At 53.3% G+C, this 24224-nt stretch carries 26 protein-coding genes; 12 read left to right on the top strand and 14 right to left on the bottom strand.

What is annotated here, in order from left to right; genetic code table 11:
* Nucleotides 1-21: 21 nt before the first annotated feature.
* From hemW to ACLJRE_RS01955, 5 genes are read right to left on the bottom strand one after another with little or no spacing between them, the layout of a single operon-like run.
* Entirely contained in the window at nt 22-1158 is a 1137-nt protein-coding gene (gene hemW, locus ACLJRE_RS01975; RefSeq protein ID WP_023195147.1) for a radical SAM family heme chaperone HemW, read from the bottom strand.
* Nucleotides 1151-1744 (bottom strand): XTP/dITP diphosphatase, encoded by a 594-nt coding sequence (locus tag ACLJRE_RS01970; protein ID WP_001174769.1) that lies wholly within the window; start codon nt 1742-1744, stop codon nt 1151-1153. The genes hemW and ACLJRE_RS01970 overlap by 8 nt, the downstream gene beginning before the upstream one ends.
* Nucleotides 1745-1751: 7 nt before the next feature.
* A complete protein-coding gene (gene yggU / locus ACLJRE_RS01965) occupies nt 1752-2042 on the bottom strand; it encodes a DUF167 family protein YggU (protein ID WP_001277205.1) in 291 nt (96 codons plus the stop codon).
* A complete protein-coding gene (locus ACLJRE_RS01960; RefSeq protein ID WP_001094848.1) occupies nt 2039-2605 on the bottom strand; it encodes a YggT family protein in 567 nt (188 codons plus the stop codon). Before ACLJRE_RS01960 ends, yggU begins: the two co-directional genes overlap by 4 nt.
* 18 nt (nt 2606-2623) lie before the next feature.
* The gene (locus tag ACLJRE_RS01955) at nt 2624-3328 is read right to left on the bottom strand and encodes a YggS family pyridoxal phosphate-dependent enzyme (RefSeq protein ID WP_000997812.1); all 705 of its coding nucleotides are present in this window, start codon (nt 3326-3328) and stop codon (nt 2624-2626) included.
* Nucleotides 3329-3345: 17 nt separating this feature from the next.
* Between ACLJRE_RS01955 and ACLJRE_RS01950 the strand changes: the two genes are divergently transcribed.
* Complete coding sequence (locus ACLJRE_RS01950; RefSeq protein ID WP_023212705.1) at nt 3346-4326, top strand: type IV pilus twitching motility protein PilT; 981 nt, start codon at nt 3346-3348, stop codon at nt 4324-4326.
* Nucleotides 4327-4457: 131 nt separating this feature from the next.
* A complete protein-coding gene (locus ACLJRE_RS01945) occupies nt 4458-5144 on the top strand; it encodes an IclR family transcriptional regulator (protein ID WP_000098339.1) in 687 nt (228 codons plus the stop codon).
* 46 nt (nt 5145-5190) lie between these two features.
* Here ACLJRE_RS01945 and ruvX read toward each other — a convergent pair whose 3' ends face one another.
* From ruvX to metK, 8 genes are all read right to left on the bottom strand, one after another.
* Nucleotides 5191-5607 carry a Holliday junction resolvase RuvX gene (gene ruvX, locus ACLJRE_RS01940; protein ID WP_000017096.1) on the bottom strand — a complete coding sequence of 139 codons (417 nt, stop codon included), beginning with the start codon at nt 5605-5607 and terminating at the stop codon, nt 5191-5193.
* A complete protein-coding gene (locus ACLJRE_RS01935) occupies nt 5607-6170 on the bottom strand; it encodes a YqgE/AlgH family protein (RefSeq protein ID WP_001053167.1) in 564 nt (187 codons plus the stop codon). The genes ruvX and ACLJRE_RS01935 overlap by 1 nt, the downstream gene beginning before the upstream one ends.
* Nucleotides 6171-6385: 215 nt before the next feature.
* Entirely contained in the window at nt 6386-7333 is a 948-nt protein-coding gene (gene gshB / locus ACLJRE_RS01930; RefSeq protein ID WP_000593248.1) for a glutathione synthase, read from the bottom strand.
* 19 nt (nt 7334-7352) lie between these two features.
* The gene (rsmE, locus tag ACLJRE_RS01925) at nt 7353-8084 is read right to left on the bottom strand and encodes a 16S rRNA (uracil(1498)-N(3))-methyltransferase (RefSeq protein ID WP_001222488.1); all 732 of its coding nucleotides are present in this window, start codon (nt 8082-8084) and stop codon (nt 7353-7355) included.
* 76 nt (nt 8085-8160) lie between these two features.
* Entirely contained in the window at nt 8161-8868 is a 708-nt protein-coding gene (gene endA, locus ACLJRE_RS01920; protein ID WP_000286123.1) for a deoxyribonuclease I, read from the bottom strand.
* Between the two features lie 95 nt (nt 8869-8963).
* A complete protein-coding gene (locus tag ACLJRE_RS01915) occupies nt 8964-9461 on the bottom strand; it encodes a SprT family zinc-dependent metalloprotease (RefSeq protein ID WP_000856775.1) in 498 nt (165 codons plus the stop codon).
* Nucleotides 9462-9539: 78 nt separating this feature from the next.
* Nucleotides 9540-10934, bottom strand: coding sequence for a galactose/proton symporter (galP, locus tag ACLJRE_RS01910; RefSeq protein WP_001113171.1), 1395 nt, complete (start codon nt 10932-10934; stop codon nt 9540-9542).
* A gap of 492 nt (nt 10935-11426) precedes the next feature.
* Nucleotides 11427-12581 carry a methionine adenosyltransferase gene (metK, locus tag ACLJRE_RS01905; protein ID WP_001062140.1) on the bottom strand — a complete coding sequence of 385 codons (1155 nt, stop codon included), beginning with the start codon at nt 12579-12581 and terminating at the stop codon, nt 11427-11429.
* A gap of 55 nt (nt 12582-12636) precedes the next feature.
* On the opposite strand from metK, the gene ACLJRE_RS01900 reads away from it, so the two are divergent.
* From ACLJRE_RS01900 to speB, 5 genes are all read left to right on the top strand, one after another.
* The gene (locus tag ACLJRE_RS01900) at nt 12637-12936 is read left to right on the top strand and encodes a hypothetical protein (RefSeq protein WP_023212706.1); all 300 of its coding nucleotides are present in this window, start codon (nt 12637-12639) and stop codon (nt 12934-12936) included.
* A 59-nt stretch (nt 12937-12995) separates the two neighbouring features.
* Complete coding sequence (locus ACLJRE_RS01895; protein WP_001751809.1) at nt 12996-13145, top strand: hypothetical protein; 150 nt, start codon at nt 12996-12998, stop codon at nt 13143-13145.
* 85 nt (nt 13146-13230) lie between these two features.
* Entirely contained in the window at nt 13231-13362 is a 132-nt protein-coding gene (yqgB, locus tag ACLJRE_RS01890) for an acid stress response protein YqgB (RefSeq protein ID WP_000729109.1), read from the top strand.
* Nucleotides 13363-13370: 8 nt separating this feature from the next.
* The gene (gene speA, locus ACLJRE_RS01885) at nt 13371-15347 is read left to right on the top strand and encodes a biosynthetic arginine decarboxylase (protein WP_023212707.1); all 1977 of its coding nucleotides are present in this window, start codon (nt 13371-13373) and stop codon (nt 15345-15347) included.
* A 228-nt stretch (nt 15348-15575) separates the two neighbouring features.
* Nucleotides 15576-16496 carry an agmatinase gene (gene speB, locus ACLJRE_RS01880; protein WP_000105550.1) on the top strand — a complete coding sequence of 307 codons (921 nt, stop codon included), beginning with the start codon at nt 15576-15578 and terminating at the stop codon, nt 16494-16496.
* A gap of 100 nt (nt 16497-16596) precedes the next feature.
* On the opposite strand, the gene ACLJRE_RS01875 is transcribed toward speB, so the two are convergent.
* On the bottom strand, nt 16597-17355 hold the full coding sequence (locus ACLJRE_RS01875) for a M48 family metallopeptidase (RefSeq protein ID WP_000701825.1): 759 nt from the start codon (nt 17353-17355) through the stop codon (nt 16597-16599).
* Nucleotides 17356-17630: 275 nt separating this feature from the next.
* On the opposite strand from ACLJRE_RS01875, the gene tkt reads away from it, so the two are divergent.
* The 5 genes from tkt to glpX all read left to right on the top strand — a co-directional run bounded on the left by tkt (nt 17631) and on the right by glpX (nt 24050).
* Nucleotides 17631-19622, top strand: a complete 1992-nt coding sequence (gene tkt, locus ACLJRE_RS01870; RefSeq protein WP_000098648.1) for a transketolase — start codon at nt 17631-17633, stop codon at nt 19620-19622.
* Between the two features lie 311 nt (nt 19623-19933).
* The gene (gene cmtB / locus ACLJRE_RS01865) at nt 19934-20377 is read left to right on the top strand and encodes a PTS mannitol transporter subunit IIA (protein ID WP_023212708.1); all 444 of its coding nucleotides are present in this window, start codon (nt 19934-19936) and stop codon (nt 20375-20377) included.
* A gap of 27 nt (nt 20378-20404) precedes the next feature.
* Nucleotides 20405-21784, top strand: coding sequence for a PTS mannitol transporter subunit IICB (locus tag ACLJRE_RS01860; RefSeq protein ID WP_000400411.1), 1380 nt, complete (start codon nt 20405-20407; stop codon nt 21782-21784).
* A gap of 23 nt (nt 21785-21807) precedes the next feature.
* Nucleotides 21808-23082: a zinc-binding dehydrogenase gene (locus ACLJRE_RS01855; RefSeq protein WP_000853171.1), complete on the top strand. Its 1275-nt coding sequence runs from the start codon at nt 21808-21810 to the stop codon at nt 23080-23082.
* Nucleotides 23079-24050, top strand: a complete 972-nt coding sequence (gene glpX / locus ACLJRE_RS01850) for a class II fructose-bisphosphatase (RefSeq protein ID WP_001519647.1) — start codon at nt 23079-23081, stop codon at nt 24048-24050. The genes ACLJRE_RS01855 and glpX overlap by 4 nt, the downstream gene beginning before the upstream one ends.
* The last annotated feature ends 174 nt before the right edge of the window (nt 24051-24224 follow it).

Genomic DNA, 24224 nt, shown 5'->3' with positions numbered 1-24224 from the left:
GGCGCGACAGGCTTATCCTTGTTATTCCGCGAGAAACAACTCAAGAAGAGAGTTTAAAAACAGTTTACCGTGCCGGGTAATCTGCCAGTATTGCTCGCATTCGGTCAGATAGCCCTGGGCAATAGCCTCGTCGATTGGCTGACGAATAACCGCTTCCGTAAGCCCGGTATAGTCGATAAATTCGGCGCGAGGCGCGCGCTCCAGCAACCGAAAACGGTTCATAAAGAACTCAAAGGGTTTATCGTCATCACTCACGTCACGCTGGCTTTCCAGGTAACGTCCCTGCATATAACCGCGTGGGTGACGGGTTTTGGTGGTGCGCAGGATCCTGCCGCCCGGGAAGGTGACTTTACCGTGGGCGCCGCAGCCAATACCCAGATAGTCGCCAAAGCGCCAGTAGTTCAGATTATGCTGGCACTGATAACCGGGTTTGGCATAGGCCGACGTTTCGTATTGCTGATAGCCCGCGGCGGTTAATAACTGGTGGCCCTGCTCAAAGATATCCCACAGAGCGTCATCGTCCGGTAAAACCGGCGGACGCGAACCGAACAGAGTGTTGGGTTCAATCGTCAATTGATACCATGAGAGATGCGGCGGATTAAGCGCAATCGCCTGTCGCAAATCATTCAGCGCCTCTTCCAGCGTTTGGTCCGGCAATCCATGCATCAAGTCGAGGTTAAAGCTGCGTAGCCCAAGCCCATTTGCCAGTCTTGCTGCCCGCATCGCCTCTTGTGGACCGTGAATACGGCCAAGACGTTTCAGCTTAGGCTCACTAAAGCTCTGCACGCCAATGGAGATCCGGTTTACGCCGGCGCGCTGATAGTCGATGAAGCGGTCGGCTTCGACCGTGCCGGGGTTCGCTTCCATGGTAATTTCCGCATCCGCCGCCAGATTCAGGCGCGCACGCACGCCGTCCAGCAGCGTTTGCATCGCCGGCCCGGAAAGCAGGCTTGGCGTACCGCCGCCAATAAAAATGGTCTTTACTTCACGCCCTTGCGCCCAGGCGACGTCGGCATCCAGATCGCTTAACAGATGCTGGACGTAGTCGTCATGCGGCACCTCGCCCTTCAACGCATGGGAATTGAAGTCGCAATATGGACATTTTTGTACACACCAGGGAATATGAATATAAAGACTGAGCGGCGGTAGTTTAGCCATTGCGTAACGCATCCAGCAGCAGCTTGAGCGCTTGTCCACGGTGGGAAATCGCGCTTTTTTCTTCCCGGGTCAGTTCTGCGGCGGTTTTGCCTTCAGACGGTACGAAGAAAATGGGATCATAGCCAAATCCGCCATTTCCGGCCGCCTGGCGAGTAATAACGCCAGGCCAGCTACCGTGACAGACTATCGGTGTGGGATCTTCGGCATGACGCAAATAAACCAGTACACAATGGAATCGCGCCTGGCGTTTGTCGTCCGGAACATCCCGTAGAGTATGCAGCAGTTTTTCCAGGTTTTGCTGATCTGTCGCGTTTTCGCCAGAATAGCGCGCGGAATAGATACCCGGCGCGCCGCCTAAAACGTCAACGGCCAGACCGGAGTCATCGGCAATGGCGGGCAGACCGGTCATTTTAGCGGCATGGCGCGCTTTGAGAATCGCGTTTTCAATAAACGTCAGGCCGGTTTCTTCCGCGGAATCGACGCCCAGTTCCGTTTGCGCTACCACATCAAGCCCAAAATCGCTTAACAGCGACGCGAGCTCGCGCACTTTACCGGCGTTGCCGGTTGCGAGAACAACTTTTTGCATGGAATACCTACTCAGTTAACGCCGCAATTTCCGGCGGGATCTGTTGCGGGTGAATAATTTTTACCTGTTTGTGACGGCCCAGCTCGCCTTTTTCGATGACGATCTGACTTTTCGCCACGCGAAACTGTTTACCGAGAAACTTGGTCAGATGGCTGTTTGCCTGACCGTCAACCGGCGGGGCGGTAATGGCGACTTTCACCTCGTCGCCATGTAAGCCCACAATACTGTCGCGGCTGGCTTTCGGCTGAATATAAAGCCGTAACACCAGACCGTCTTCGCAGCGAGTCACAGCACTCATAACGCCATCCACAGCCCCGGCAGCAACATGTTGCCTGTCGCTTGTAAGACTTCAGCGATCCCCATATTAACGACATACAGCAGCAGCACCAGAACCATCGGCGAGAAGTCGATGCCGCCCATCGCAGGCAGTATACGGCGAATCGGGCTGAGCAGCGGCTCGGCAAGCTGAATCAATACATATTCAATTGGGCTACGACCCTGGCTCACCCAGCTCATGATAGCCATGACCAGCAGCACCCAGAAGATCAGCAGGCCGATTGTTTTAAGCAAGATAAGCACCGCGGCAATCCAGATAATCGCCTGAAACGTAATTACCTTAAACAGCACTATCGCCTTAATAACGCTAAGAATAAACGCCACCAGCAGGGAAGCGCTGTCAATCGGCCCCATTGGCGGGATAATACGACGCAGCGGTCCGATGATGGGCTGCGTAATTTTCACCACGAACTGGGAGAAAGGGTTGTAAAAGTCACAGCGGGCCCACTGCATCCACACGCGCAATAATAGCACCATGGTATACAGCTCAATTACCGTTGAGAGCAGGAAGGTCAACGTATTCATGGCGTTCCTCAGTTTTCCTTAATTTTTTGTGTAATCACGAGCACCAAAGATAGCGGTGCCGATGCGCACCATTGTGCTACCTGCCGCAATCGCGGCTTCCATATCGTCGCTCATACCCAGAGATAGGGTATCAACGTCAGGGTAGCGCGCTTTCAGCCCGGCAAATGCTACAGCCATTTGACGTGCGACTTCAAACTGCCTTACATAATCTGACTCTGGCGCCGGGATCGCCATCAGTCCGCGAAGCCGCAGACGCGGCAGTGTAGCCACCGCAGCGGCCAGCTCATCCAGTTCCGCCAGCGGAATGCCTGATTTGCTGTTTTCATCGCTGATATTAATTTGGATCAGAACATTTAGTGCCGGCAGATTATCCGGACGCTGTTCGCTCAGCCGCGAGGCGATACGCAGGCGATCGATGGTATGACACCAGTCAAAATGCTCGGCCACCAGCCGACTTTTGTTGGACTGTAAAGGGCCTATAAAGTGCCAGTGCAGGCCTTCCACTTTCGCTTCCTGAAAGTGGCGGATTTTTTCCACCCCCTCTTGTACATAATTTTCACCAAATGCCCGTTGTCCGGCGGCAATGGCTTCTGCGATGTCGCTCGCAGGTTTGGTTTTACTCACTGCAAGCAACGTAACTTCTTCTGAAGAGCGGCCGCAACGCGTCGCCGCGGCGGAGATTTTGTCCCGGATGTATGCCAGGTTATGCGCGATATCGTTCATTTTCCGAGGATGTTTATATGAATATGGAAGAAATTGTGACGCTTAGTGTAAAGCATAACGTCTCGGATCTACACCTGTGTAACGCCTGGCCTGCGCGATGGCGCAAACAAGGACGCATGGAGATCGCGCCTTTTACCGCGCCAGATGTCGACAGGCTTCTGCTTGATTGGCTTAATGACGCGCAACAATATCAGTGGCGAACGCACGGCCAGCTTGATTTCGCCGTCTCGCTGGCCGGCACGCGGCGCCTGCGCGCCAGTGCGTTCACACATCAACAGGGAACGTCGCTGGCGCTACGGCTATTGCCCGAGCGTTGTCCTGATCTGGCGGAAATCCAGACGCCGCCGATAGTACCCGCACTGCTTGCCAGCGAGAACGGACTGATTCTGGTCACTGGCGCTACTGGCTGCGGGAAGTCCACCACGCTGGCGGCGATGGTGGGATATCTTAATCAACATGCCGATAAACACATCCTGACGCTGGAAGATCCTATTGAGTACCGTTACACCAGCAAGCGTTGCCTGATACAGCAGCGGGAAATCGGCCAGCATTGCGCCACTTTTGCCGCCGGGCTGCGCGCGGCGTTGCGTGAAGATCCCGATGTCATTTTGCTGGGAGAGCTGCGTGACAGCGAGACCATTCGCCTGGCGCTGACGGCGGCGGAAACGGGGCATCTGGTACTGGCAACCCTGCATACTCGCGGTGCGGCGCAGGCGGTGGAAAGATTAGTGGATAGTTTTCCGGCGCAGGAAAAAGAACCGATACGCAGTCAACTGGCGGGTAGTCTGCGCGCCGTACTATCACAAAAACTGGAGGTCGACAGACAGGATGGGCGCGTGGCGTTGTTTGAATTACTGATTAATACGCCAGCCACAGGGAATTTGATCCGTGAAGGCAAACTCCATCAGTTGGCCCACGTGATACAAACCGGGCAGCAGCAGGGGATGATGACATTCGCCCAGAGCGCGCAATGGCGTCAGGCGCAGGGACGGCTGTAGCGAAGATGGCGGCGTAGGGGGGGAGGAAAGTGTTGACTGGCGCGGTGGATTGAACGGTATACAGGCTTGTATCCTGGCGAACCGGCGTTAAAATCGCAGCTTTGTTAAAACCACAGCGAAGCCATTTAACGATGTCATCACAACCGAATCAAAGCCTGATAGATGGCATTCGCTGTCTGCAATATCTGGTTTCCAGCGACCGTGCTATCGGATGTCGCGAGCTTGCCCGGCTGATGGATATTAATACCACGCGCGTTAATCGCCTGTTAATGACGATGGCCTCTATTGGACTCACGATGCAGGATGAGCACCGACGCTATTTACCCGGGCCAGGCATTCATGCTTTGGCGGTGCAGGCGATTCGCGGTTCAGCGCTGTTCTCCCATGCGTTGCCTATCCTTGAGCGCCATGCGCCCAAAGACATCGTGGTGGCATTAGGCGTGCTATGGGAAGACCAGATTATCTATATTTATCACTCTACGCCGGGTTCGCAGGGAAGTCAGGCGTTGGCGGGGTTTCGCATGTGCCCGGCCTGGCAGTCGGTAACAGGAGTGGCGTTACTGGCGGCAGAAAGCGATGAGGCGCTAATGCAGCGTTTTACTCCGGAGCAGTGGCGTAATCTGGCGCCGCATGTGGCGCAGCAGCGCCAGCGGGGATACGTGCTGTGGCATCACGCTGATGGTGAAGTTTCTATGGCGCAACCGCTAGACAAGCACGCCGCAGCGCTGGCCTTTGCGGGAATGTGGCGGATTGATGAGGCGGAGGCGGCTGCGCGTTTACAGGCGTTGAAGGCATTAAACCAGCGTATTGCCCAGTAAGCCTGGCAACCGTGACCGCGTTATCCGCCTGCTGACAAAAACGGCTTTAATACCCCTGTTCAAAATAGCTTTCGAGGATAATCACGGCGGAGGCCGAGTCCACTTTGCCTTTGTTCAGCGCGCGATACCCACCTCGTTCAAACAGACCGGAGCGTGCTTCAACGGTGCTGAGTCGTTCATCGTGCAGCGTGACAGTTACCCCGAAACGCCCATGAATACGGTTAGCGAATTTACGTGCGCGCGCCGTCAGCGGTTGTTCAGTGCCATCCATATTAAGCGGTAGCCCGACAATAATTTCGTCTGGCTGCCACTCTTTCAGCAAACGTTCAATGAGCGTCCAGTCGGGCGTGCCGTCCTGTGCTTTGATTGCCGGAAGCGGACGGGCGGTGCCGGTAATGCGTTGTCCTATTGCAACGCCGATGCTTTTTGTGCCGAAGTCAAAGGCCAGTAAGGTACCGCTCATCAGGCGTGCCCCGCAACGCCAGGCATGGTCAGAATATCAATGCCAATAAGTTTTGCCGCTTCGCGCCAGCGCTCGGCAATGGGCGTTTTGAACAAAATATTGAGATCGGCGGGCGCGGTAAGCCAGGCGTTATCAAGCAACTCTTGTTCAAGCTGGCCTTTATCCCAGGAGGCGTAGCCCAGCGCGACCAGCACATCGGAAGGCTGTTGTTGGGTACCTAACGTTTCCAGCACATCGCGGGAGGTGGTAATCACGGTATTGTCTGAGATACGAATGCTGGAGGCGAAACGTGACGGCGGAGTATGGAGAATAAATCCGCGATCTTCCGCCAGCGGGCCGCCGAGCATCACGGCTTTATCAAGACGAATTGCCGAATCGCGCGGTTCCGGCGTAATTTTTAGTTTTTCCAGAATCCCTTCAATTTGCAGATTTTCCAAAGGCTTATTAATAATAATCCCCATAGCGCCGTCCTGGTTGTGCTCGCAAATATACACCACGGAACGGCGGAAAATCGGGTCCTGGAGCGCAGGCATGGCAATAAGAAAGTGATGCTGTAAATTCATTGTCAGAGGTTCTGTTTCCTGGTTCAAAAAAACGACAGCGTTCAGTATGTGGGGAAAGCGGACGGTTGTCACTCATATAAGCCGTCTTTTGCCAAAGGACAGCTGCCTTATCGGGCAATTGATTGCCGGATGGCGATGCTGATGCGCCGCCTTATCCGACCGGGGCGGCGTGATTGCTCAGGCCCGGTAAGCGCACGCCACCGGGCAATAAACGTTTACTTCGCCAGACGCGCTTCGATGGCGTCCATCAACATCCCGGTGATAGAGATCGGATATTCCGCTTCAATTTCACGCACGCAGGTTGGGCTGGTCACGTTAATTTCCGTTAAGCGGTCGCCGATAATATCCAGACCGACGAAAATAAGCCCTTTGGCTTTAAGCGTTGGTCCAACGCGGCGGGCGATTTCCCAGTCGCTTTCGCTCAACGGACGGGGTTCGCCGCGACCACCAGCCGCCAGGTTGCCGCGGGTTTCGCCGCCCTGCGGAATACGCGCCAGGCAGTAAGGCACCGGCTCGCCGTCGACGACCAGTACGCGCTTATCGCCATCTTTGATAGCGGGCAAATAGTTCTGCGCCATGCAGTAGCGGTTGCCCAGCTCGGTCAGCGTTTCGGCAATAACGCCTATGTTAGGATCGCCTTCCTTAACGCGGAAAATGGACGCGCCGCCCATACCGTCCAGCGGTTTCATAATGATATCGCCGTGCTTTTCCCAAAACGCTTTGAGCTGCGCTTTATTGCGCGTTACCAGCGTTTCCGGCGTCAGATCGGCAAACCAGGCAGTATACAGTTTTTCATTACAGTCGCGCAGGCTTTGCGGTTTGTTGACGATCAGCGTCCCTTCCTCTTCAGCGCGTTCCAGAATATAGGTCGCATAAATAAACTCGGTATCAAACGGCGGATCTTTACGCATCAGGATAACGTCGAGGTCGGCAAGTTTAATCTCCTGCTCGCTGCCGAACTCGTACCATTTATCGTAATTTTGCTCCACGCTCAACGTTCGCGTGCGGGCGCGGGCTTCGCCGTTAATCAGATAAAGGTCGGCCATCTCCATATAATGAAGTTCATAACCACGACGTTGGGCTTCCAGCAGCATAGCGAAACTGGTGTCTTTCTTGATGTTGATGTGTGCGATGGGGTCCATCACGATGCCGAGCTTGATCATTATTTTCTCCGTTAACGCTTCATCCTAAGTCGCCAAAACGCACCTGTAGCGCAGTAATGGCGGTGAGCGCGGTTGTCTCAGTACGCAGAACGCGAGGTCCTAACAGAATATCAGTAAACTGATAGCGCGCGGTCATCGCGATTTCGTCCGCCGACAGCCCGCCTTCCGGGCCGATCAGCAGTCGGACGCGTTCAACCGGCAGCGGCAGAGTGTTGATGCTGGCATGGGCGCGCGGATGAAGATTGAGCTTCAGCCCGGAATCTTGCTCGGCGCACCAGGCCTCCAGCGCCATCGGCGGGCGAATTTCCGGCACCCGGTTACGCCCGCATTGTTCGCAGGCGGCGATGGCGATCTTTTGCCACTGCTGGCGCTTTTTGTTCAGACGTTCATTATCCAGTTTAACGCCGCAGCGCTCAGAGAACAGTGGCGTAATGAGGCTTACACCCAGTTCGATCGATTTCTGGATAGTAAATTCCATTTTTTCACCGCGCGACATCACCTGGCCCAGATGGATATGCAGCGGCGATTCACGATCGTCGATTTCGCCTTTCATCACTTGCACTTCAACGCTTTTCTTACTGGCGCTAATGATTTCAGCATCGAATACCTGATTACTGCCGTCAAACAGCTGTAACGCTTGTCCCGGTCCCATGCGCAGTACACGACCAATATGGTTGGCCGCATCTTCGCATAACGAAATCTGCGTACCGGACGTCAACAATTCAGGGTGATAAATGCGGGGAATACGCATAATAAAAAAATCCGCGTCATGGCCCCGGCGTTTGGCTATCCAGGGCATGGGTTAACAAGAATCCCGCTAGTGTAGGTTAGCTCTTTCGCGCCTGGCAAGCGCGTTGCACATAGGGATTATGATTACCCTGGACCTTCGCGATACGCGCATCGCGCTCGCACTCCCAGGCGGTAACGGGGTACTGCTTATCCCAGACGTTAAAAAGCTGCGTTTGTTGGCGGGAAAGTTTCAGTTGGTATTGGTCGCGCATATAAAAATAAGTGCGGGCGATTGCGCCACGGGCGCGGGCGGGCGGCTCGGCGATTTTCGCTTTAAAATCCACTTTCATGGCGCACTGCCCGTACTGACCTTCGCCGCCGTTCCACTGGCTATACATAAAGTTGCCGCGATCGCCATTCACTTCGCCAATGGCGGGCTGCAGGTTATGCATATCGCTTTCCATTTTGCGGTAGACCGGATCTTTAGCGCAGTTTTTTCGCCCGCCGTCCTGCCAGCACTGGCGCTGATGACCGAATTGCCAGGCGGGGACAACGTGCTCCCACTCAATGCGTCTGGCGCGATTCTCGTTTTTACGCACCTTATAGCCGCAGGACTCCAGGTCTACGACGCCTTTTTTACCCTGCCAGCGGATTTGGCACCCGCAGTAAAAGCTGCCGGGCGCGTCAGCATTGACTTTGACGCTCGCCGCTTTGGCCTGAGAAAAATTGTTAATGCCATCGGCCAATGCCTGGCCTGAAAACGCTGCGGCCAGCAACGCAGCGGCAAAAGAAAAATTACGGTACATTGCACACTCCATAGCAAAACGAGCCCGCAACGTAACGAAAGTTGTGTCTGTATGCAATCAGTCCGCTCAGGAAAGTTCCCGGACGTTTCGGGAAACTACCCGGCGACCAGTGGTTCGCCGCAGTGAACGCAACGATAAACCGCTTCGCCGCGTACTACCCGATTATGACGGCGGACGGTGAGTTGATGTTGCTGGCATTGGCAATGGTAGGGAAAGGTATTGCGCCGTACGGATTGCAGCGCAAATTGATGAGTACGTCTGGCCGGAACGCCCAGCACGCTTTCCATCATCCACTTCCATTCCTTGCCATGCGGAGCCTTGCGTCCGAAGTGCTTCCACACCAACAGATGCGCCAGTTCATGCGGCACGACCTCTGCAATAAAGGTGTCGATGTTTTCCAGCAGTAACACCGGGTTGAGGCGGATTTCGTAGCTCTCCAGCCAGGCGGTGCCCGCCGAGGTGCCGCGTTGCGTATACACCAGTTTCGGCTCCGGATAATGTCTATCGAGCTTGAGGTTCGCCTGGGCGAGATTTTCCCGCAGACGGCGCATCACGGCCTGCTGGATAGCGATAGGGAGACGAGGGGTTTTCATAGCGGCAGAGAATAGTGCGACGGAAGAGGGACTGCAAGAAAAACGCTTCCTCCTGTGGCAGGAGGAAGCGTGGAGGGATTAGTCGTGGGCGCCGATTTCGCGCAGTTTACGACCTTTCATCAGGTTACGTTCAATGTGTTCCAGCGAAACGTGTTTGGTTTCCGGCACCAGCCACAGGGTCAGCAGGATAAACAGTACGTTCAGGCCAGCGTAGACCCAGAAGGTGTTGGCGTTACCCAGATTGTTCAGCATGGTCAGGAACGTTGCGCCGACGATCATATTGGCGATCCAGTTGGTCGCGGTGGAGCAGGTAATGCCGAAATCGCGGCCTTTCAGCGGTTGGATTTCGGAGCACAGTACCCAAATCAGCGGACCAGCGCTCATCGCAAATCCAATGATGAACATCAGCAGCATAGCGATAGCGAAGTATTGCGCAGACGGCGAATGGATGCCGATGTGCATCATCGTACCCAGAATCCCCATACCAATCGCCATGACCAGGAAGCCCAGCGTCAGGGTAGGTTTGCGGCCCCAGCGGTCAACCAGGCCGATAGCGATGAAGGTTGCCAGCACGTTAGTCAGACCAACAATAACGGTACCCCACATCTGCTCCGTGGTATTCGTGTACCCCGCCAGTTCGAAGATTTTCGGCGCGTAATACATGATGACGTTCATCCCGGTAAATTGCTGCATGACCTGCAACAAAATGCCAAGAAACACGGCGCGGCGGAAGTTGCTGTTCTCTTTGAACAGCGCCCAACCGCTCTGTTTAACCTGCAAACTTTCGCGAATTTCATCAAGCTCACGTTTTGCTTCCGCACTGGTGTCACGCAGGCGCAACAGGACGCGTTCAGCATCATGGAAGCGGCGTTTCGCCGCAAACCAGCGCGGGCTGTCCGGCAGGAAGAAGACGCCGATCAGCAGCAGAATGGCTGGGATGATGATCACGCCGAGCATCCAGCGCCATGCGCCGCTGTAGCTGAACGCGGTATCGGACAGATAAGCGCCCAGAATCCCGATGGTGATCATGAGTTGGTACATTGAGATCATACTGCCGCGAATTTTTTCCGGCGCGATCTCGGACAGGTACAACGGTGCGGTGTAGGAAGCGACGCCGACGGCCAGACCCAGCAGCACGCGAGAAATAATCAGGACTTCAACGTTAGGCGCCGCAGCGGAGAACAGCGAACCGGCGACGAACAGGATAGCGCCGATCATCAGGCTTTTTTTACGACCCAGCTTAAAGGAGAGCCAGCCGCTGCCGACAGCGCCGACGGCCGCGCCAAACATCATGGAGCTGACCACCCATTCCTGAGTGTGTGCGGTAATTTGAAACTCGTCGGTAATGAAGGGTAAAGCACCGGCGATAACGCCGATATCCAGGCCAAAAAGTAATCCTGCCAGGGCTGCAAGAAAGCAGACAAAAAATGTCATGGCCTTGTTGGAACGCCCTTGTTTTTTATTGTCAGGCATTATGCCCTCCGGTTGGGTTAGCAATTTTATCGATGTTAAGAGTAGGTGAGTACGCCGTAAAAAGATGTGAGGCTAATCACAATGGTGTAATCGTTTACACTACTATTTATCTCGGTGATTATTTAATTATCTGAAAAATAATAGTTTTAATAATCTTATAACCATATCAATCGCCTGGTATTCAGACAAAGTTGAAAAATTATGTAATATTTTCATCGCAGAATTAGCATACCGATAGTGATGCGGTCAGTTCTTAATGAAAATGAATGTAACCGCTTTCATGATGACTGAAACTGAATGATAAAAAGTGTAGTCGAAGAAACGAAAGGGGAGAGTGGATTGTGTTGCGCATCACAAAAAGGTCAGTATAAATACACGCTGGAACATCTGATAACGTTGTGTGTATCAGCAATGATAAAGGCCAGCAGGGCGCTGGCCTTGATAAGTACGGTATGGTTTACCTGACTGAAAAACAGCGTCAGGCGCGGGCGATTATTTCAGACCGGCAGCGTCGCGCAGCAGTTGCGCTTTGTCGGTTTTTTCCCATGGGAAGTTTTCGCGACCGAAGTGGCCGTAAGCCGCAGTTTCTTTGTAGATCGGGTGTAGCAGATCCAGCATCTGAATCAAGCCGTACGGGCGCAGGTCAAAGAATTCGCGTACCAGCAGAATCAACTGTTCAGCAGGCACTTTTTCAGTACCGAACGTTTCCACCATGATGGACGTCGGCTCCGCTACGCCGATAGCGTAGGAGACCTGGATTTCACAGCGATCCGCCAGACCTGCCGCCACGATGTTTTTCGCGACATAACGCGCAGCGTAAGCTGCAGAACGGTCAACTTTAGACGGATCTTTACCGGAGAAGGCGCCGCCGCCGTGACGCGCCATACCGCCGTATGTATCAACGATGATCTTACGACCGGTCAGACCACAATCGCCCATCGGGCCGCCGATAACAAAACGCCCGGTTGGGTTGATAAAAAACTTAGTGGACGTATTTAACCATTCAGACGGCAGAATGGGTTTGATGATCTCTTCCATCACCGCTTCTTGCAGCGATTTTTGGTCGATATCTTCTGCGTGCTGCGTAGAGAGAACCACGGCGTCGATACCGACGATTTTGCCGTCGTCATACTGGAAAGTGACCTGGCTTTTTGCATCCGGACGCAACCATGGCAGGGTGCCATTTTTACGCACTTCAGCCTGACGCTGTACCAGACGGTGCGCGTAGGTGATTGGCGCAGGCATCAGTACGTCGGTCTCATTTGTCGCGTAGCCAAACATCAGGCCCTGGTCGCCCGCGCCTTGTTCCAGCGGGTCTGCGCGGTCAACGCCCTGGTTGATATCCGGAGACTGTTTGCCAATTGCGCTCAGTACCGCGCAAGAGTTGGCGTCAAAGCCCATGTCGGAATGCACATAGCCAATTTCGCGCACCGTATTACGGGTAATCTCTTCGATATCGACCCAGGCGCTGGTGGTGATCTCACCGCCAACTAAAACCATGCCGGTTTTAACGTAGGTTTCACAGGCGACGCGTGCTTTCGGATCCTGTTGCAGGATAGCATCCAACACGGCATCAGAGATTTGGTCTGCGATTTTGTCAGGATGCCCTTCTGATACGGACTCAGACGTAAAAAGGTGTTTTGCCATATTTAATTTCACCTAAGGAGAATTTAGTTAGCTCAAACTGTTGTGCGGAATAGTCATGACAGAAGATTCTACCATGAGTCTGAAGGTTACTGACACTGGCAGTCTGAGTGTTAATCAGTATGGATGGATTAACATCTGGACGGCTATTTTAGGTCACTTCTTCGCCCAATTTCCAGCTTTTTTTGAAGGCCGTCGCAATGTCAGTCAAAATCAGGCGGTAAACGTTTCTGATAATGCTGACATTATGCGCATTTATGCTTTGCTTTTTTTCTGCGTTCTGGGTATAAAACGCGACGCGCGGCTCATACAAAAGCACACGACGTTTTCTTCGTGTCGCCACTTCCAGCCGGGTTAAAACGTTGCTTTGGCTTGTGGGTTCGTCTTACGAGGCGGCCGTGGAGGTGATACGAGATAATGAACCGTTGTATTCTGCTGAATCTGTCGCATCGTTCTGGTGCGCGCATGTCCCCCGCAATCTGCATCTCTGCTTTGCATACCTGCCGATGTTATACCCATCTCGGCGCTTCTCAGGATTCCAGAGCCGGCAATGGCGCTGAAGACTGAACAAGGGCGCTCTTGTTAACGCAAGAGTTTTCTCGTGGTTTCGCCGAACCGTTATCTGTGAGTTCGGTTACGTGTTTACAATGATATGAAAAAGAAACCGGTCGCGCAGGCGGAGCATCAGCGCTATCTGCTGGAAAATCCGCTTGTCTATGGGTTGTTATCGCGTCTTCGGATTGCGATAGTAGTCAACTGTTTTACACTTGCTAATAAAAATTGAGGTTCGCTATGTCTGACGACATGTCTATGGGTTCGCCTTCGTCAGCAGGCGAACAGGGTGTACTACGCTCCATGCAGGAGGTTGCAATGAGCTCCCAGGAAGCCAGCAAGATGCTGCGCACTTACAATATTGCCTGGTGGGGCAATAACTACTACGACGTCAACGAGCTGGGCCATATTAGCGTATGCCCCGATCCCGACGTACCGGAAGCGCGTGTCGATCTTGCCAAACTGGTGAAAGCGCGCGAAGCGCAAGGCCAGCGTCTGCCGGCGCTGTTCTGCTTCCCGCAGATCCTGCAACACCGTTTGCGTTCAATTAACGCGGCGTTTAAGCGTGCGCGTGAATCTTACGGTTATAACGGCGACTACTTCCTCGTTTACCCGATTAAGGTCAATCAGCATCGCCGCGTGATCGAGTCCCTTATCCATTCCGGTGAACCGTTGGGGCTGGAAGCGGGGTCGAAAGCGGAATTGATGGCGGTGCTGGCACATGCCGGCATGACCCGTAGCGTGATCGTCTGTAATGGTTATAAAGACCGTGAATACATTCGGCTGGCGCTGATTGGCGAGAAGATGGGCCATAAGGTTTATCTGGTCATCGAAAAGATGTCTGAAATCGCGATTGTGCTGGAAGAGGCCGAGCGCCTGAACGTGATTCCTCGCTTGGGCGTACGTGCGCGTCTGGCCTCTCAGGGATCCGGTAAGTGGCAATCCTCCGGCGGCGAAAAATCAAAATTCGGCCTGGCGGCGACCCAGGTGCTGCAACTGGTGGAGACCCTGCGTGACGCCGGGCGCCTGGACAGTCTGCAATTGTTGCACTTCCACCTGGGATCGCAGATGGCGAACATTCGCGATATCGCGACCGGCGTGCGCGAGTCCGCGCGTTTCTATGTTGAGCTGCATAAGCTGGGCGTTAATATTCAGTGCTTCGACGTGGGCGGCGGTCTGGGCGTGGATTATGAAGGTACCCGCTCGCAGTCCGACTGTTCGGTGAACTATGGCCTGAACGAATATGCCAATAACATCATCTGGGCGATTGGCGATGCCTGCGAAGAGCATGGTTTACCGCATCCGACGGTGATTACCGAGTCTGGCCGCGCCGTCACTGCGCACCATACGGTACTGGTCTCTAACATTATCGGCGTGGAGCGTAACGAATACACGGATCCGACTGCCCCTGCTGAAGATGCGCCGCGCGCGCTACAAAATCTGTGGGAAACCTGGCAGGAGATGCATAAACCTGGCACCCGCCGCTCGCTGCGTGAGTGGCTGCATGATAGCCAAATGGATCTGCACGATATTCATATCGGCTACTCTTCCGGCGCGTTTAGTTTGCAGGAGCGCGCCTGGGCGGAACAACTTTATCTCAGCATGTGCCATGAAGTGCAGAAGCAACTGGACCCGCAAAACCGTGCGCATCGTCCGATTATCGACGAACTGCAAGAGCGAATGGCGGACAAAATGTACGTCAACTTCTCGCTGTTCCAGTCAATGCCGGACGCGTGGGGAATCGATCAGCTCTTCCCGGTGCTGCCGCTGGAAGGGTTAGATCAGGTACCGGAACGTCGTGCCGTGCTGCTGGATATTACCTGTGATTCCGATGGCGCTATCGACCACTATATCGATGGCGACGGTATCGCCACGACGATGCCGATGCCGGAATACGATCCAGAGAATCCGCCGATGCTCGGCTTCTTTATGGTCGGCGCCTATCAGGAGATCCTCGGTAACATGCACAACCTGTTTGGCGATACTGAAGCGGTTGACGTGTTTGTCTTCCCGGATGGTAGCGTCGAGGTTGAGCTGTCGGACGAAGGCGATACCGTTGCGGATATGCTGCAATATGTGCAACTGGATCCGAAAACGCTGTTAACGCATTTCCGCGACCAGGTAAAACAGACGGATCTGGACGATGCGTTGCAGCAGCAGTTCCTTGAGGAATTTGAAGCGGGACTGTACGGTTATACTTATCTTGAAGATGAGTAGCCGTTGATGCCCGGTGGCGCTGCGCTTACCGGGCCTACGAATGCAGGCTGGATAAGGTAAAGCCACCACCCGGCAGAATGCTATACTCACTTGAACCCGTATGAATTAACGGCGATAATTCGCCGCAATAGCGATTTACAAATCAATCCCTTCCTCGTCGGGTTTAACGACGCGGAGGGGATTTTTTTTCATCTGTTTTAATGCAACGACTCTAAAAGAGGTCAGGACATGAGCACCTTAGGTCATCAGTACGATAACTCACTGGTTTCTAATGCGTTTGGTTTTTTACGTCTGCCAATGAACTTCCAGCCGTATGACAGCGATGCCGACTGGGTGATCACTGGCGTACCGTTTGATATGGCAACGTCCGGTCGCGCTGGCGGACGTCATGGTCCGGCGGCGATCCGTCAGGTGTCGACCAACCTCGCCTGGGAACATCACCGTTTCCCGTGGAATTTTGACATGCGCGAGCGCCTGAACGTCGTAGACTGCGGCGATTTAGTGTATGCGTTTGGCGATGCCCGTGAAATGAGCGAAAAATTACAGGCGCACGCTGAAAAACTGCTGTCTGCAGGCAAGCGTATGCTCTCTTTCGGCGGCGACCACTTCGTCACGCTGCCGCTGCTGCGCGCCCACGCGAAACATTTTGGCAAAATGGCGCTGGTACATTTTGATGCGCATACCGATACCTACGCTAACGGCTGCGAATTCGATCACGGCACGATGTTCTACACCGCGCCGAAAGAAGGCCTGATCGATCCGCATCATTCGGTACAGATCGGTATTCGCACTGAGTTTGACAAAGACAATGGCTTTACCGTGCTGGATGCCTGCCAGGTCAACGATCGCGGCGTGGATGATATTCTCGCTCAGGTGAAACAGATCGTCGGCGATATGCCGGTCTATCTGACCTTTGATATCGACTGTTTGGACCCGGCGTTTGCGCCTGGCACCGGTACGCCGGTGATCGGCGGTTTGACCTCCGATCGCGCCATTAAACTGGTACGCGGTCTGAAAGATCTGAACATTGTCGGTATGGATGTAGTGGAAGTCGCGCCGGCTTACGATCAGTCAGAGATCACCGCTCTGGCGGCCGCGACGCTGGCATTAGAAATGCTCTATATCCAGGCGGCGAAGAAGGGCGAGTAAGTTGTTTTGCCGGATGGCACTGCGCTTATCCGGCCTACAGCTGATTGATGCTTGTAGGCCGGATAAGGCGTTCACGCCGCCATCCGGCACTGTTCGGGGGTTATTTGATCCCGTCCGCGCTCATACGATCGCGCACATGCTGTGCGCGTGCGGCGGACGCCGGGTGATCGTCGAACATTGAGCTTTGACGACCCGCTTCCAGTTTTGCCAGTTTCTCAAAGCTGGTAGCGAGTCCTGCCGGACTGATACCGCGTTTGCGCAACAGGTCGTAAGAATAATCATCCGCTTCGGACTCCTGACGCTGAGAGAACTGCGAGTTCACCAGTTTTTCGCCAAGATCGCCAAGCTGTGATTGCGACAGGCTGCCGACAACGCCTCCTGCCGATGCCGCCGCGACGCGCACGGCGTTAGTGCCCAGCGCGACCTGCATCCCTTTCTTTACATGACCCAGCGCGACATGGCCCATTTCATGGCCGATCACGGCTTCAACTTCGTTGTCGGTCATCATATCCATCAGTCCGCTGTAGACGCGGATACAACCGTTCGCCATGGCAAACGCGTTGACGTCTTTCGTCTCGTAAACCTTATAGTTCACCGGCTGGCCGTTAATGTTATCCCCCAGCGCGGCGGCAATTTTTGTCAGTCGTTTAGCGTATTCGCTGCTCGCCGGCGCGATTTTCGCTTTGCTGTCGAGCTCTTGACAGGATTGATCGCTCAGCGCTTTTACCTGCGCATCGCTTAACGTATAGGCCTGAAAAGCTTCAGCGCCCGAAGAAAGCAGTCCATTAGAGTCCATATTCTGGCAACCGGTCAGCACCGTCGCCATGCCCAAAGCAAGCAGTAAAGCGCGAATTTTCATTTTTCTCTTCCATACGAATTAATATTATTTTGAAATGCGCCCGTTGCAGATGAATTAGCGCCTGGGTTAAGTATAAAGAAAAGCATGGCAGGCAAGTTAGCTAATTGCGCAACATGCGAGCACGATCCGGAGATTTCTGAAGCGGTAAAAGGATGTTCCATGTACATGACGCGCGGCTTGGGGTAAATTGTTGGCAAATTTTCCGGCGTAGCCCAAAACGCGCTGTCGTCAAGTCGTTACGGGCATGGCCTTTCAACATCCGATCTGGAGTCAAAATGTCCTCACGTAAAGAGCTTGCCAATGCTATTCGTGCGCTGAGCATGGACGCAGTACAGAAAGCCAAATCCGGTCACCCGGGTGCCCCGATGGGTATGGCTGACATTGCCGAAGTCCTGTGGCGTGATTTCCTGAACCACAACCCGACCAACCCGTCCTGGGCCGACCGCGACCGCTTTGTGCTGTCCAATGGCCACGGCTCAATGCTGATTTACAGCCTGCTGCACCTCACCGGCTATGACCTGCCGATGTCCGAACTGCAGAATTTCCGTCAGCTACATTCAAAAACCCCTGGTCACCCGGAAGTGGGCTACACCGCTGGTGTTGAAACCACTACTGGCCCGCTGGGTCAGGGTATTGCCAACGCCGTCGGGATGGCGATTGCCGAGAAAACTCTGGCGGCGCAGTTTAACCGTCCTGGCCACGACATCGTTGACCACTTCACCTACGTCTTTATGGGCGACGGCTGCATGATGGAAGGCATTTCTCACGAAGTGTGCTCTCTGGCTGGTACTCTGAAACTGGGCAAACTGATCGCGTTCTATGATGACAACGGTATCTCTATCGATGGTCACGTTGAAGGCTGGTTCACCGATGACACCGCGAAACGTTTTGAAGCCTACGGTTGGCATGTTATCCGTGGCATTGACGGTCATGATGCCGACGCCATTAAACGCGCCACGGAAGAAGCTCGCGCCGTGACTGACAAACCGTCCCTGCTGATGTGCAAAACCATCATCGGTTTCGGTTCGCCGAACAAACAGGGTACCCACGATTCCCACGGCGCGCCGCTGGGCGACGCGGAAATCGCGCTGACCCGCGAACAGTTGGGCTGGAAATACGCGCCGTTCGAAATCCCGTCTGAAATCTACGCCCAGTGGGATGCGAAAGAAGCCGGCCAGGCGAAAGAATCCGCATGGAACGAGAAATTCGCGGCTTATGAGAAAGCCTTCCCGCAGGAAGCTGCTGAATTCACCCGTCGTATGAAAGGCGACATGCCGGCTGACTTCGATGCGAAAGCGAATGAATTCATCGCTAAACTGCAGGCTAACCCGGCGAAAATCGCCAGCCGCAAAGCGTCCCAGAATGCCATCGAAGCCTTCGGTCCGCTGTTGCCGGAATTCCTCGGCGGCTCTGCAGACCTGGCACCGTCTAACCTGACCCTGTGGTCCGGTTCTAAGGCTATCAACGAAGACGCAGCGGGTAACTACATTCACTACGGTGTGCGTGAATTCGGTATGACCGCTATCGCCAACGGTATCGCCCTGCACGGCGGTTTCCTGCCGTACACCTCCACCTTCCTGATGTTCGTCGAATATGCCCGTAACGCAGTGCGTATGGCAGCGTTGATGAAACAGCGTCAGGTGATGGTGTACACCCACGACTCCATCGGTCTGGGCGAAGATGGCCCGACGCACCAGCCGGTCGAGCAGGTGGCAAGCCTGCGCGTAACGCCGAACATGTCCACATGGCGTCCGTGTGACCAGGTGGAATCCGCAGTGGCGTGGAAATATGGCGTAGAGCGTCAGGATGGCCCAACCGCGCTGATCCTCTCCCGTCAGAACCTGGCGCAGCAGGAACGTACTGAAGAGCAACTGGCGAATATCGCCCGCGGTGGTTACGTACTGAAAGATTGTGCGGGCCAGCCGCAGATTATCTTCATTGCGACCGGTTCTGAGGTTGAGCTGGCGGTTGCCGCTTACGAAAAACTGACTGCCGAAGGCGTGAAGGCGCGCGTGGTTTCCATGCCGTCCACCGACGCGTTCGACAAACAGGATGCGGCTTACCGTGAATCCGTGCTGCCGAAGGCGGTCTCTGCGCGTGTGGCGATTGAAGCGGGTATCGCTGACTACTGGTTCAAATACGTCGGCCTGAACGGCGCTATTGTCGGGATGACCACCTTCGGTGAATCCGCCCCGGCAGAGCTGCTGTTTGAAGAGTTTGGCTTCACGGTGGACAACGTGATCGCCAAAGCGAAAGCGCTGCTGTAATCCTTAATACGGCATGAAACGGGTCGCTTCGGCGACCCGTTTTTTTAGATACATTTATTTTATCGCTAACAAGGCTTTATTTGTGATTTTTATCACAATTTTGATATTTTATTATTTATTGAATTTGCAATTAACATCACAAAATGAAGCTTGCTTTTTATTTTTATAATTATAACAGGTTGTTTTATAGATAAATTATAATCATGTCATTTTAAGCGCTCGCTTTTTCGCCTGGATTGATTTCATTTTGCCGCCCGCGTATTTTATTTTTAACGACAAGTTGTACCCTAAAAATAAAATAAGGATAGTTTATGCGGTTAATAGATTATTTTCCTGAAGCATCTATTACAATAAGGCCATTGGCACAAAATTGGCAGGAAGCTGTTGATTTTTCCATGTCATCTCTTTTGGCTAATCGTTATATAAATGAAAATTATATTCAGGCTATCAAAGATTCAACAATCAGTAATGGTCCTTACTATATTCTGGCACCTGGTGTCGCGATGCCTCATGCTCGCCCCGAATGCGGCGCGTTAAAAACCGGGATGTCATTAACATTGCTCAGGCAGGATGTGCAGTTTACCGACGAGGATGACGGCATAAAATTATTAATCGGCCTGTCATCAGCAGATTCAGATTCACATATTGGCGCTATTCAGGCGTTAAGCGAACTATTATGTGAAGAGGATGTTTTAGCGGCGTTATTAGCTGCGAAATCAGAAAAAGAGCTGGCGGATATTATAGCTCGCGCATAATTATTCTCTCCTTTACAGGATATTAATATGGAACACAAGTCTGCTCGTGCAAAGGTCCAGGCTTTTGGGGGATTTTTGACCGCGATGGTCATTCCCAATATCGGCGCTTTTATTGCCTGGGGTTTTATCACTGCATTATTTATTCCAACCGGATGGATGCCAAATGAGCATTTCGCCAAAATTGTCGGCCCGATGATTACTTATTTACTGCCGGTGATGATTGGTTCTACCGGTGGACATCTGGTCGGTGGAAAGCGTGGCGCCGTGATGGGGGGAATTGGCACCATTGGCGTTATCATCGGCGCTGATATCCCCATGTTTCTTGGCTCAATGATTATGGGGCCTCTCGGCGGTCTGGTCATTAAATATATTGATCGGTTGCTGGAAAAGCGGATTCCCGCCGGTTTTGAGATGGTGATTAATAACTTCTCGCTGGGTATCGCCGGGATGATTTTGTGCCTGCTGGGTTTTGAAGTGATTGGTCCGGCGGTACTTATTGCCAATAACTTTGTGAAGGAGTGTATTGAATCATTGGTACATGCGGGCTATCTGCCGCTGCTGTCTTTAATCAATGAACCGGCAAAAATCCTCTTTTTGAACAATGCCATCGATCAGGGCGTTTATTATCCGTTGGGAATGCAACAGGCGTCGGAAACCGGAAAGTCCATTTTCTTTATGGTGGCCTCTAACCCGGGGCCTGGCTTAGGTTTGCTGCTTGCCTTTACGCTATTCGGCAAAGGAATGGCAAAGAAATCTGCGCCTGGCGCCATGATTATCCATTTCCTCGGGGGGATTCATGAGCTCTATTTCCCCTATGTGCTGATGAAGCCATTAACACTCATCGCCATGATTGCCGGCGGGATGAGCGGAACATGGGTGTTTAACCTGCTGGATGGCGGCCTGGTTGCAGGGCCAAGCCCGGGGTCAATTTTCGCTTACCTGGCGCTGACGCCGAAAGGTTCTTTCCTTGCTACGATTGCTGGCGTAACGGCGGGAACGGCAGTGACCTTTATTATCACCGCTTTCATTTTGAAAATGGAAAAAAGTAGCGAAGCCGACAGCGAAGATACTTTTAGTGATTCCGCTAAAGCGGTGAAAGCCATGAAGCAAGAAGGCAAATTTTCATATCGCGACGTGAAACGTATCGCCTTTGTCTGCGATGCGGGGATGGGCTCCAGCGCAATGGGCGCCACAACGTTCCGCCGACGTCTGGAAAAGGCGGGCCTGACTATCGACGTTAAACATTACGCTATCGAAAATGTACCGGATGATGCCGATATTATCGTTACCCACGCCAGCCTTGAAGGACGTGTTAAGCGAGTCAGCGATAAGCCCTTAATACTTATTAAAAACTATATTGGCGATCCGTGCCTTGATGATTTATTTAACCATTTGACATCGAATTAATATTTCAGGTTTCTGGAGTAAATATGAAAACGAAAGTAGCTGCTATATATGGCAAGCGGGATGTCCGTATCCGTGAGTTTGAATTACCCGACATTACGGAGAATGAACTGCTCGTAAGCGTAATTTCCGACAGCGTATGTCTCTCTACCTGGAAAGCCGCTTTATTAGGCAGTGAACATAAACGAGTGCCAGATGATCTGGAAAATCATCCAGTCATTACGGGGCATGAATGTGCTGGAATTATCGTCGAAGTAGGAAAAAATCTGACTGATAAATATAAAAAAGGACAGCGTTTTGTTTTACAACCGGCGATGGGCCTGCCGAGCGGTTATTCTGCTGGCTACAGTTACGAATATTTTGGCGGTAACGCCACGTACATGATAATCCCGGAAGTAGCGATTAATTTGGGCTGTGTTTTACCGTATCACGGCTCATATTTTGCCGCGGCATCGCTGGCGGAACCGATGTGCTGCATTATTGGCGCTTATAACGCCAATTACCATACAACACCTTATGTTTATGAACATCGGATGGGAGTCAAACCCGGCGGTAATATCGCGCTCCTGGCCTGTGCCGGACCGATGGGCATTGGCGCGATTGATTATGCCATTAACGGCGGGATCCAGCCGGCGCGAGTTGTGGTGGTAGATATCGATGAAGCCCGCCTGGCGCAGGCGAAAAAACTGCTGCCGGTCAAACAGGCCGCCGAGAAAGGCATTGAGCTTATCTATGTGAATACCGCGGGCATGGCTGATCCTGCTGCGCAACTTCGGACATTAACCGATGGCGCAGGATTTGATGATGTCTTTGTTTATGCCGCCGTTCCGTCCGTCGTTGAAATGGCTGACGATCTTCTCGCCGAAGACGGTTGCCTGAATTTCTTTGCCGGGCCGACAGATAGCCAGTTCAAGGTACCGTTTAATTTCTACAATGTGCATTACAACAGTACCCATGTCGTAGGGACATCCGGCGGCTCCACGGAGGATATGAAAGAGGCTATTACGTTAAGCGCAACAGGACAGCTTCAGCCTTCATTCATGGTGACGCATATTGGTGGGCTGGATGCAGTACCGGACACCGTACTCAACCTGCCGGATATTCCCGGCGGTAAGAAGCTTATCTATAACGGCGTCACCATGCCGCTGACGGCGATTACTGATTTCGCCGAAAAAGGAAAAACGGATCCGTTGTTCAGGGAGCTGGCGCGTCTGGTTGAAGAGACGCACGGCATCTGGAACGAAAAAGCGGAAAGATACCTGCTGGCGCAATTTGGCGTGGATATCGGGGAGGCGGCATGATGTCTCTGGCATGGCCGCTATTTCGCATTACGGAGCAGGCAGCACTGGCTGCCTGGCCGCAAACGGGATGCGGCGATAAGAACAGAATTGATGGGCTGGCTGTTACCGCGATGCGACAGGCATTGAATGATATCGCCATCCGTGGGCGGATCGTCATCGGCGAGGGGGAGATCGATCATGCGCCCATGTTATGGATTGGCGAGGAGGTGGGTAACGGCGAGGGGCCGGAGGTGGATATCGCCGTCGATCCTATAGAAGGCACCCGAATGGTCGCCATGGGACAAAGTAATGCGCTGGCCGTCATGGCGTTTGCGCCCCGGGGCAGCTTGTTACATGCGCCCGATATGTATATGAAAAAGCTGGTTGTAAATCGGCAGGCGAAAGGCGTGATCAATCTGGCGTTATCGTTAACCGATAATCTGCGAAATGTCGCCAGGGCGCTAAATAAGCCGCTGGAGGATCTGCGTATGGTCACGTTAGATAAACCGCGGCTGAAACCGGCCATTACACAGGCGACGCAACTTGGGGTTAAGGTATTCGCTCTCCCCGATGGTGATGTAGCGGCCAGCGTCCTGACCTGTTTGCAGGATAACCCTTATGATCTGATGTATACCATTGGCGGCGCGCCTGAAGGCGTAATTTCCGCCTGTGCGGTAAAAGCGCTGGGCGGTGATATGCAGGCGGAGCTACTCGACTTTTGTGAAGCGAAAGGGGACAACGCTGACAACCGCCTGGTGGCGCAACAGGAGCGTCAACGCTGCGAAGAAATGGGCGTTGCGGTTAACCGTGTCTACTCCCTTGATGAGCTGGCTGCCGGTAACGACATTCTCTTTAGCGCGACGGGCGTTACGGGCGGCGATCTGGTTAACGGGATCCAACGGGTTGCGAACGGTGTGCGCACGCAAACTTTACTGATTGGTAGCGCAGATCGAACGTGTAATATTATAGACTCTCTGCATTCATGGTGACTTATCCCCGTCATTCTTCACGTTGCAAGTACGTTGGCGACGCGCGTTCACACCAGTCACTTACTCATGTAAGCTCCTGGTGGTTCTCTCTCTTGCCGCTTGTCTGCAACTCGAATTATTTAGGGTATATACTCTGGGCTTTTCAGGATAAAGGACGGTGGCAAGTCCACGCCC

It is taken from the genome of Salmonella sp. SAL04157, assembly GCF_046551635.1.
GTDB lineage: Bacteria > Pseudomonadota > Gammaproteobacteria > Enterobacterales > Enterobacteriaceae > Salmonella > Salmonella enterica.
This window is presented reverse-complemented; position numbering and strand designations above follow the sequence as displayed.

What these genes read in the sequence shown, in the direction of transcription:
- hemW (WP_023195147.1), bottom strand. Translation starts at nt 1,158, where the DNA reads ATGGCTAAACTACCGCCGCTCAGTCTTTATATTCATATTCCCTGGTGT.
- ACLJRE_RS01970 (WP_001174769.1), bottom strand. Translation starts at nt 1,744, where the DNA reads ATGCAAAAAGTTGTTCTCGCAACCGGCAACGCCGGTAAAGTGCGCGAG.
- yggU (WP_001277205.1), bottom strand. Translation starts at nt 2,042, where the DNA reads ATGAGTGCTGTGACTCGCTGCGAAGACGGTCTGGTGTTACGGCTTTAT.
- ACLJRE_RS01960 (WP_001094848.1), bottom strand. Translation starts at nt 2,605, where the DNA reads ATGAATACGTTGACCTTCCTGCTCTCAACGGTAATTGAGCTGTATACC.
- ACLJRE_RS01955 (WP_000997812.1), bottom strand. Translation starts at nt 3,328, where the DNA reads ATGAACGATATCGCGCATAACCTGGCATACATCCGGGACAAAATCTCC.
- ACLJRE_RS01950 (WP_023212705.1), top strand. Translation starts at nt 3,346, where the DNA reads ATGAATATGGAAGAAATTGTGACGCTTAGTGTAAAGCATAACGTCTCG.
- ACLJRE_RS01945 (WP_000098339.1), top strand. Translation starts at nt 4,458, where the DNA reads ATGTCATCACAACCGAATCAAAGCCTGATAGATGGCATTCGCTGTCTG.
- ruvX (WP_000017096.1), bottom strand. Translation starts at nt 5,607, where the DNA reads ATGAGCGGTACCTTACTGGCCTTTGACTTCGGCACAAAAAGCATCGGC.
- ACLJRE_RS01935 (WP_001053167.1), bottom strand. Translation starts at nt 6,170, where the DNA reads ATGAATTTACAGCATCACTTTCTTATTGCCATGCCTGCGCTCCAGGAC.
- gshB (WP_000593248.1), bottom strand. Translation starts at nt 7,333, where the DNA reads ATGATCAAGCTCGGCATCGTGATGGACCCCATCGCACACATCAACATC.
- rsmE (WP_001222488.1), bottom strand. Translation starts at nt 8,084, where the DNA reads ATGCGTATTCCCCGCATTTATCACCCTGAATTGTTGACGTCCGGTACG.
- endA (WP_000286123.1), bottom strand. Translation starts at nt 8,868, where the DNA reads ATGTACCGTAATTTTTCTTTTGCCGCTGCGTTGCTGGCCGCAGCGTTT.
- ACLJRE_RS01915 (WP_000856775.1), bottom strand. Translation starts at nt 9,461, where the DNA reads ATGAAAACCCCTCGTCTCCCTATCGCTATCCAGCAGGCCGTGATGCGC.
- galP (WP_001113171.1), bottom strand. Translation starts at nt 10,934, where the DNA reads ATGCCTGACAATAAAAAACAAGGGCGTTCCAACAAGGCCATGACATTT.
- metK (WP_001062140.1), bottom strand. Translation starts at nt 12,581, where the DNA reads ATGGCAAAACACCTTTTTACGTCTGAGTCCGTATCAGAAGGGCATCCT.
- ACLJRE_RS01900 (WP_023212706.1), top strand. Translation starts at nt 12,637, where the DNA reads ATGACAGAAGATTCTACCATGAGTCTGAAGGTTACTGACACTGGCAGT.
- ACLJRE_RS01895 (WP_001751809.1), top strand. Translation starts at nt 12,996, where the DNA reads ATGAACCGTTGTATTCTGCTGAATCTGTCGCATCGTTCTGGTGCGCGC.
- yqgB (WP_000729109.1), top strand. Translation starts at nt 13,231, where the DNA reads ATGAAAAAGAAACCGGTCGCGCAGGCGGAGCATCAGCGCTATCTGCTG.
- speA (WP_023212707.1), top strand. Translation starts at nt 13,371, where the DNA reads ATGTCTGACGACATGTCTATGGGTTCGCCTTCGTCAGCAGGCGAACAG.
- speB (WP_000105550.1), top strand. Translation starts at nt 15,576, where the DNA reads ATGAGCACCTTAGGTCATCAGTACGATAACTCACTGGTTTCTAATGCG.
- ACLJRE_RS01875 (WP_000701825.1), bottom strand. Translation starts at nt 17,355, where the DNA reads ATGAAAATTCGCGCTTTACTGCTTGCTTTGGGCATGGCGACGGTGCTG.
- tkt (WP_000098648.1), top strand. Translation starts at nt 17,631, where the DNA reads ATGTCCTCACGTAAAGAGCTTGCCAATGCTATTCGTGCGCTGAGCATG.
- cmtB (WP_023212708.1), top strand. Translation starts at nt 19,934, where the DNA reads ATGCGGTTAATAGATTATTTTCCTGAAGCATCTATTACAATAAGGCCA.
- ACLJRE_RS01860 (WP_000400411.1), top strand. Translation starts at nt 20,405, where the DNA reads ATGGAACACAAGTCTGCTCGTGCAAAGGTCCAGGCTTTTGGGGGATTT.
- ACLJRE_RS01855 (WP_000853171.1), top strand. Translation starts at nt 21,808, where the DNA reads ATGAAAACGAAAGTAGCTGCTATATATGGCAAGCGGGATGTCCGTATC.
- glpX (WP_001519647.1), top strand. Translation starts at nt 23,079, where the DNA reads ATGATGTCTCTGGCATGGCCGCTATTTCGCATTACGGAGCAGGCAGCA.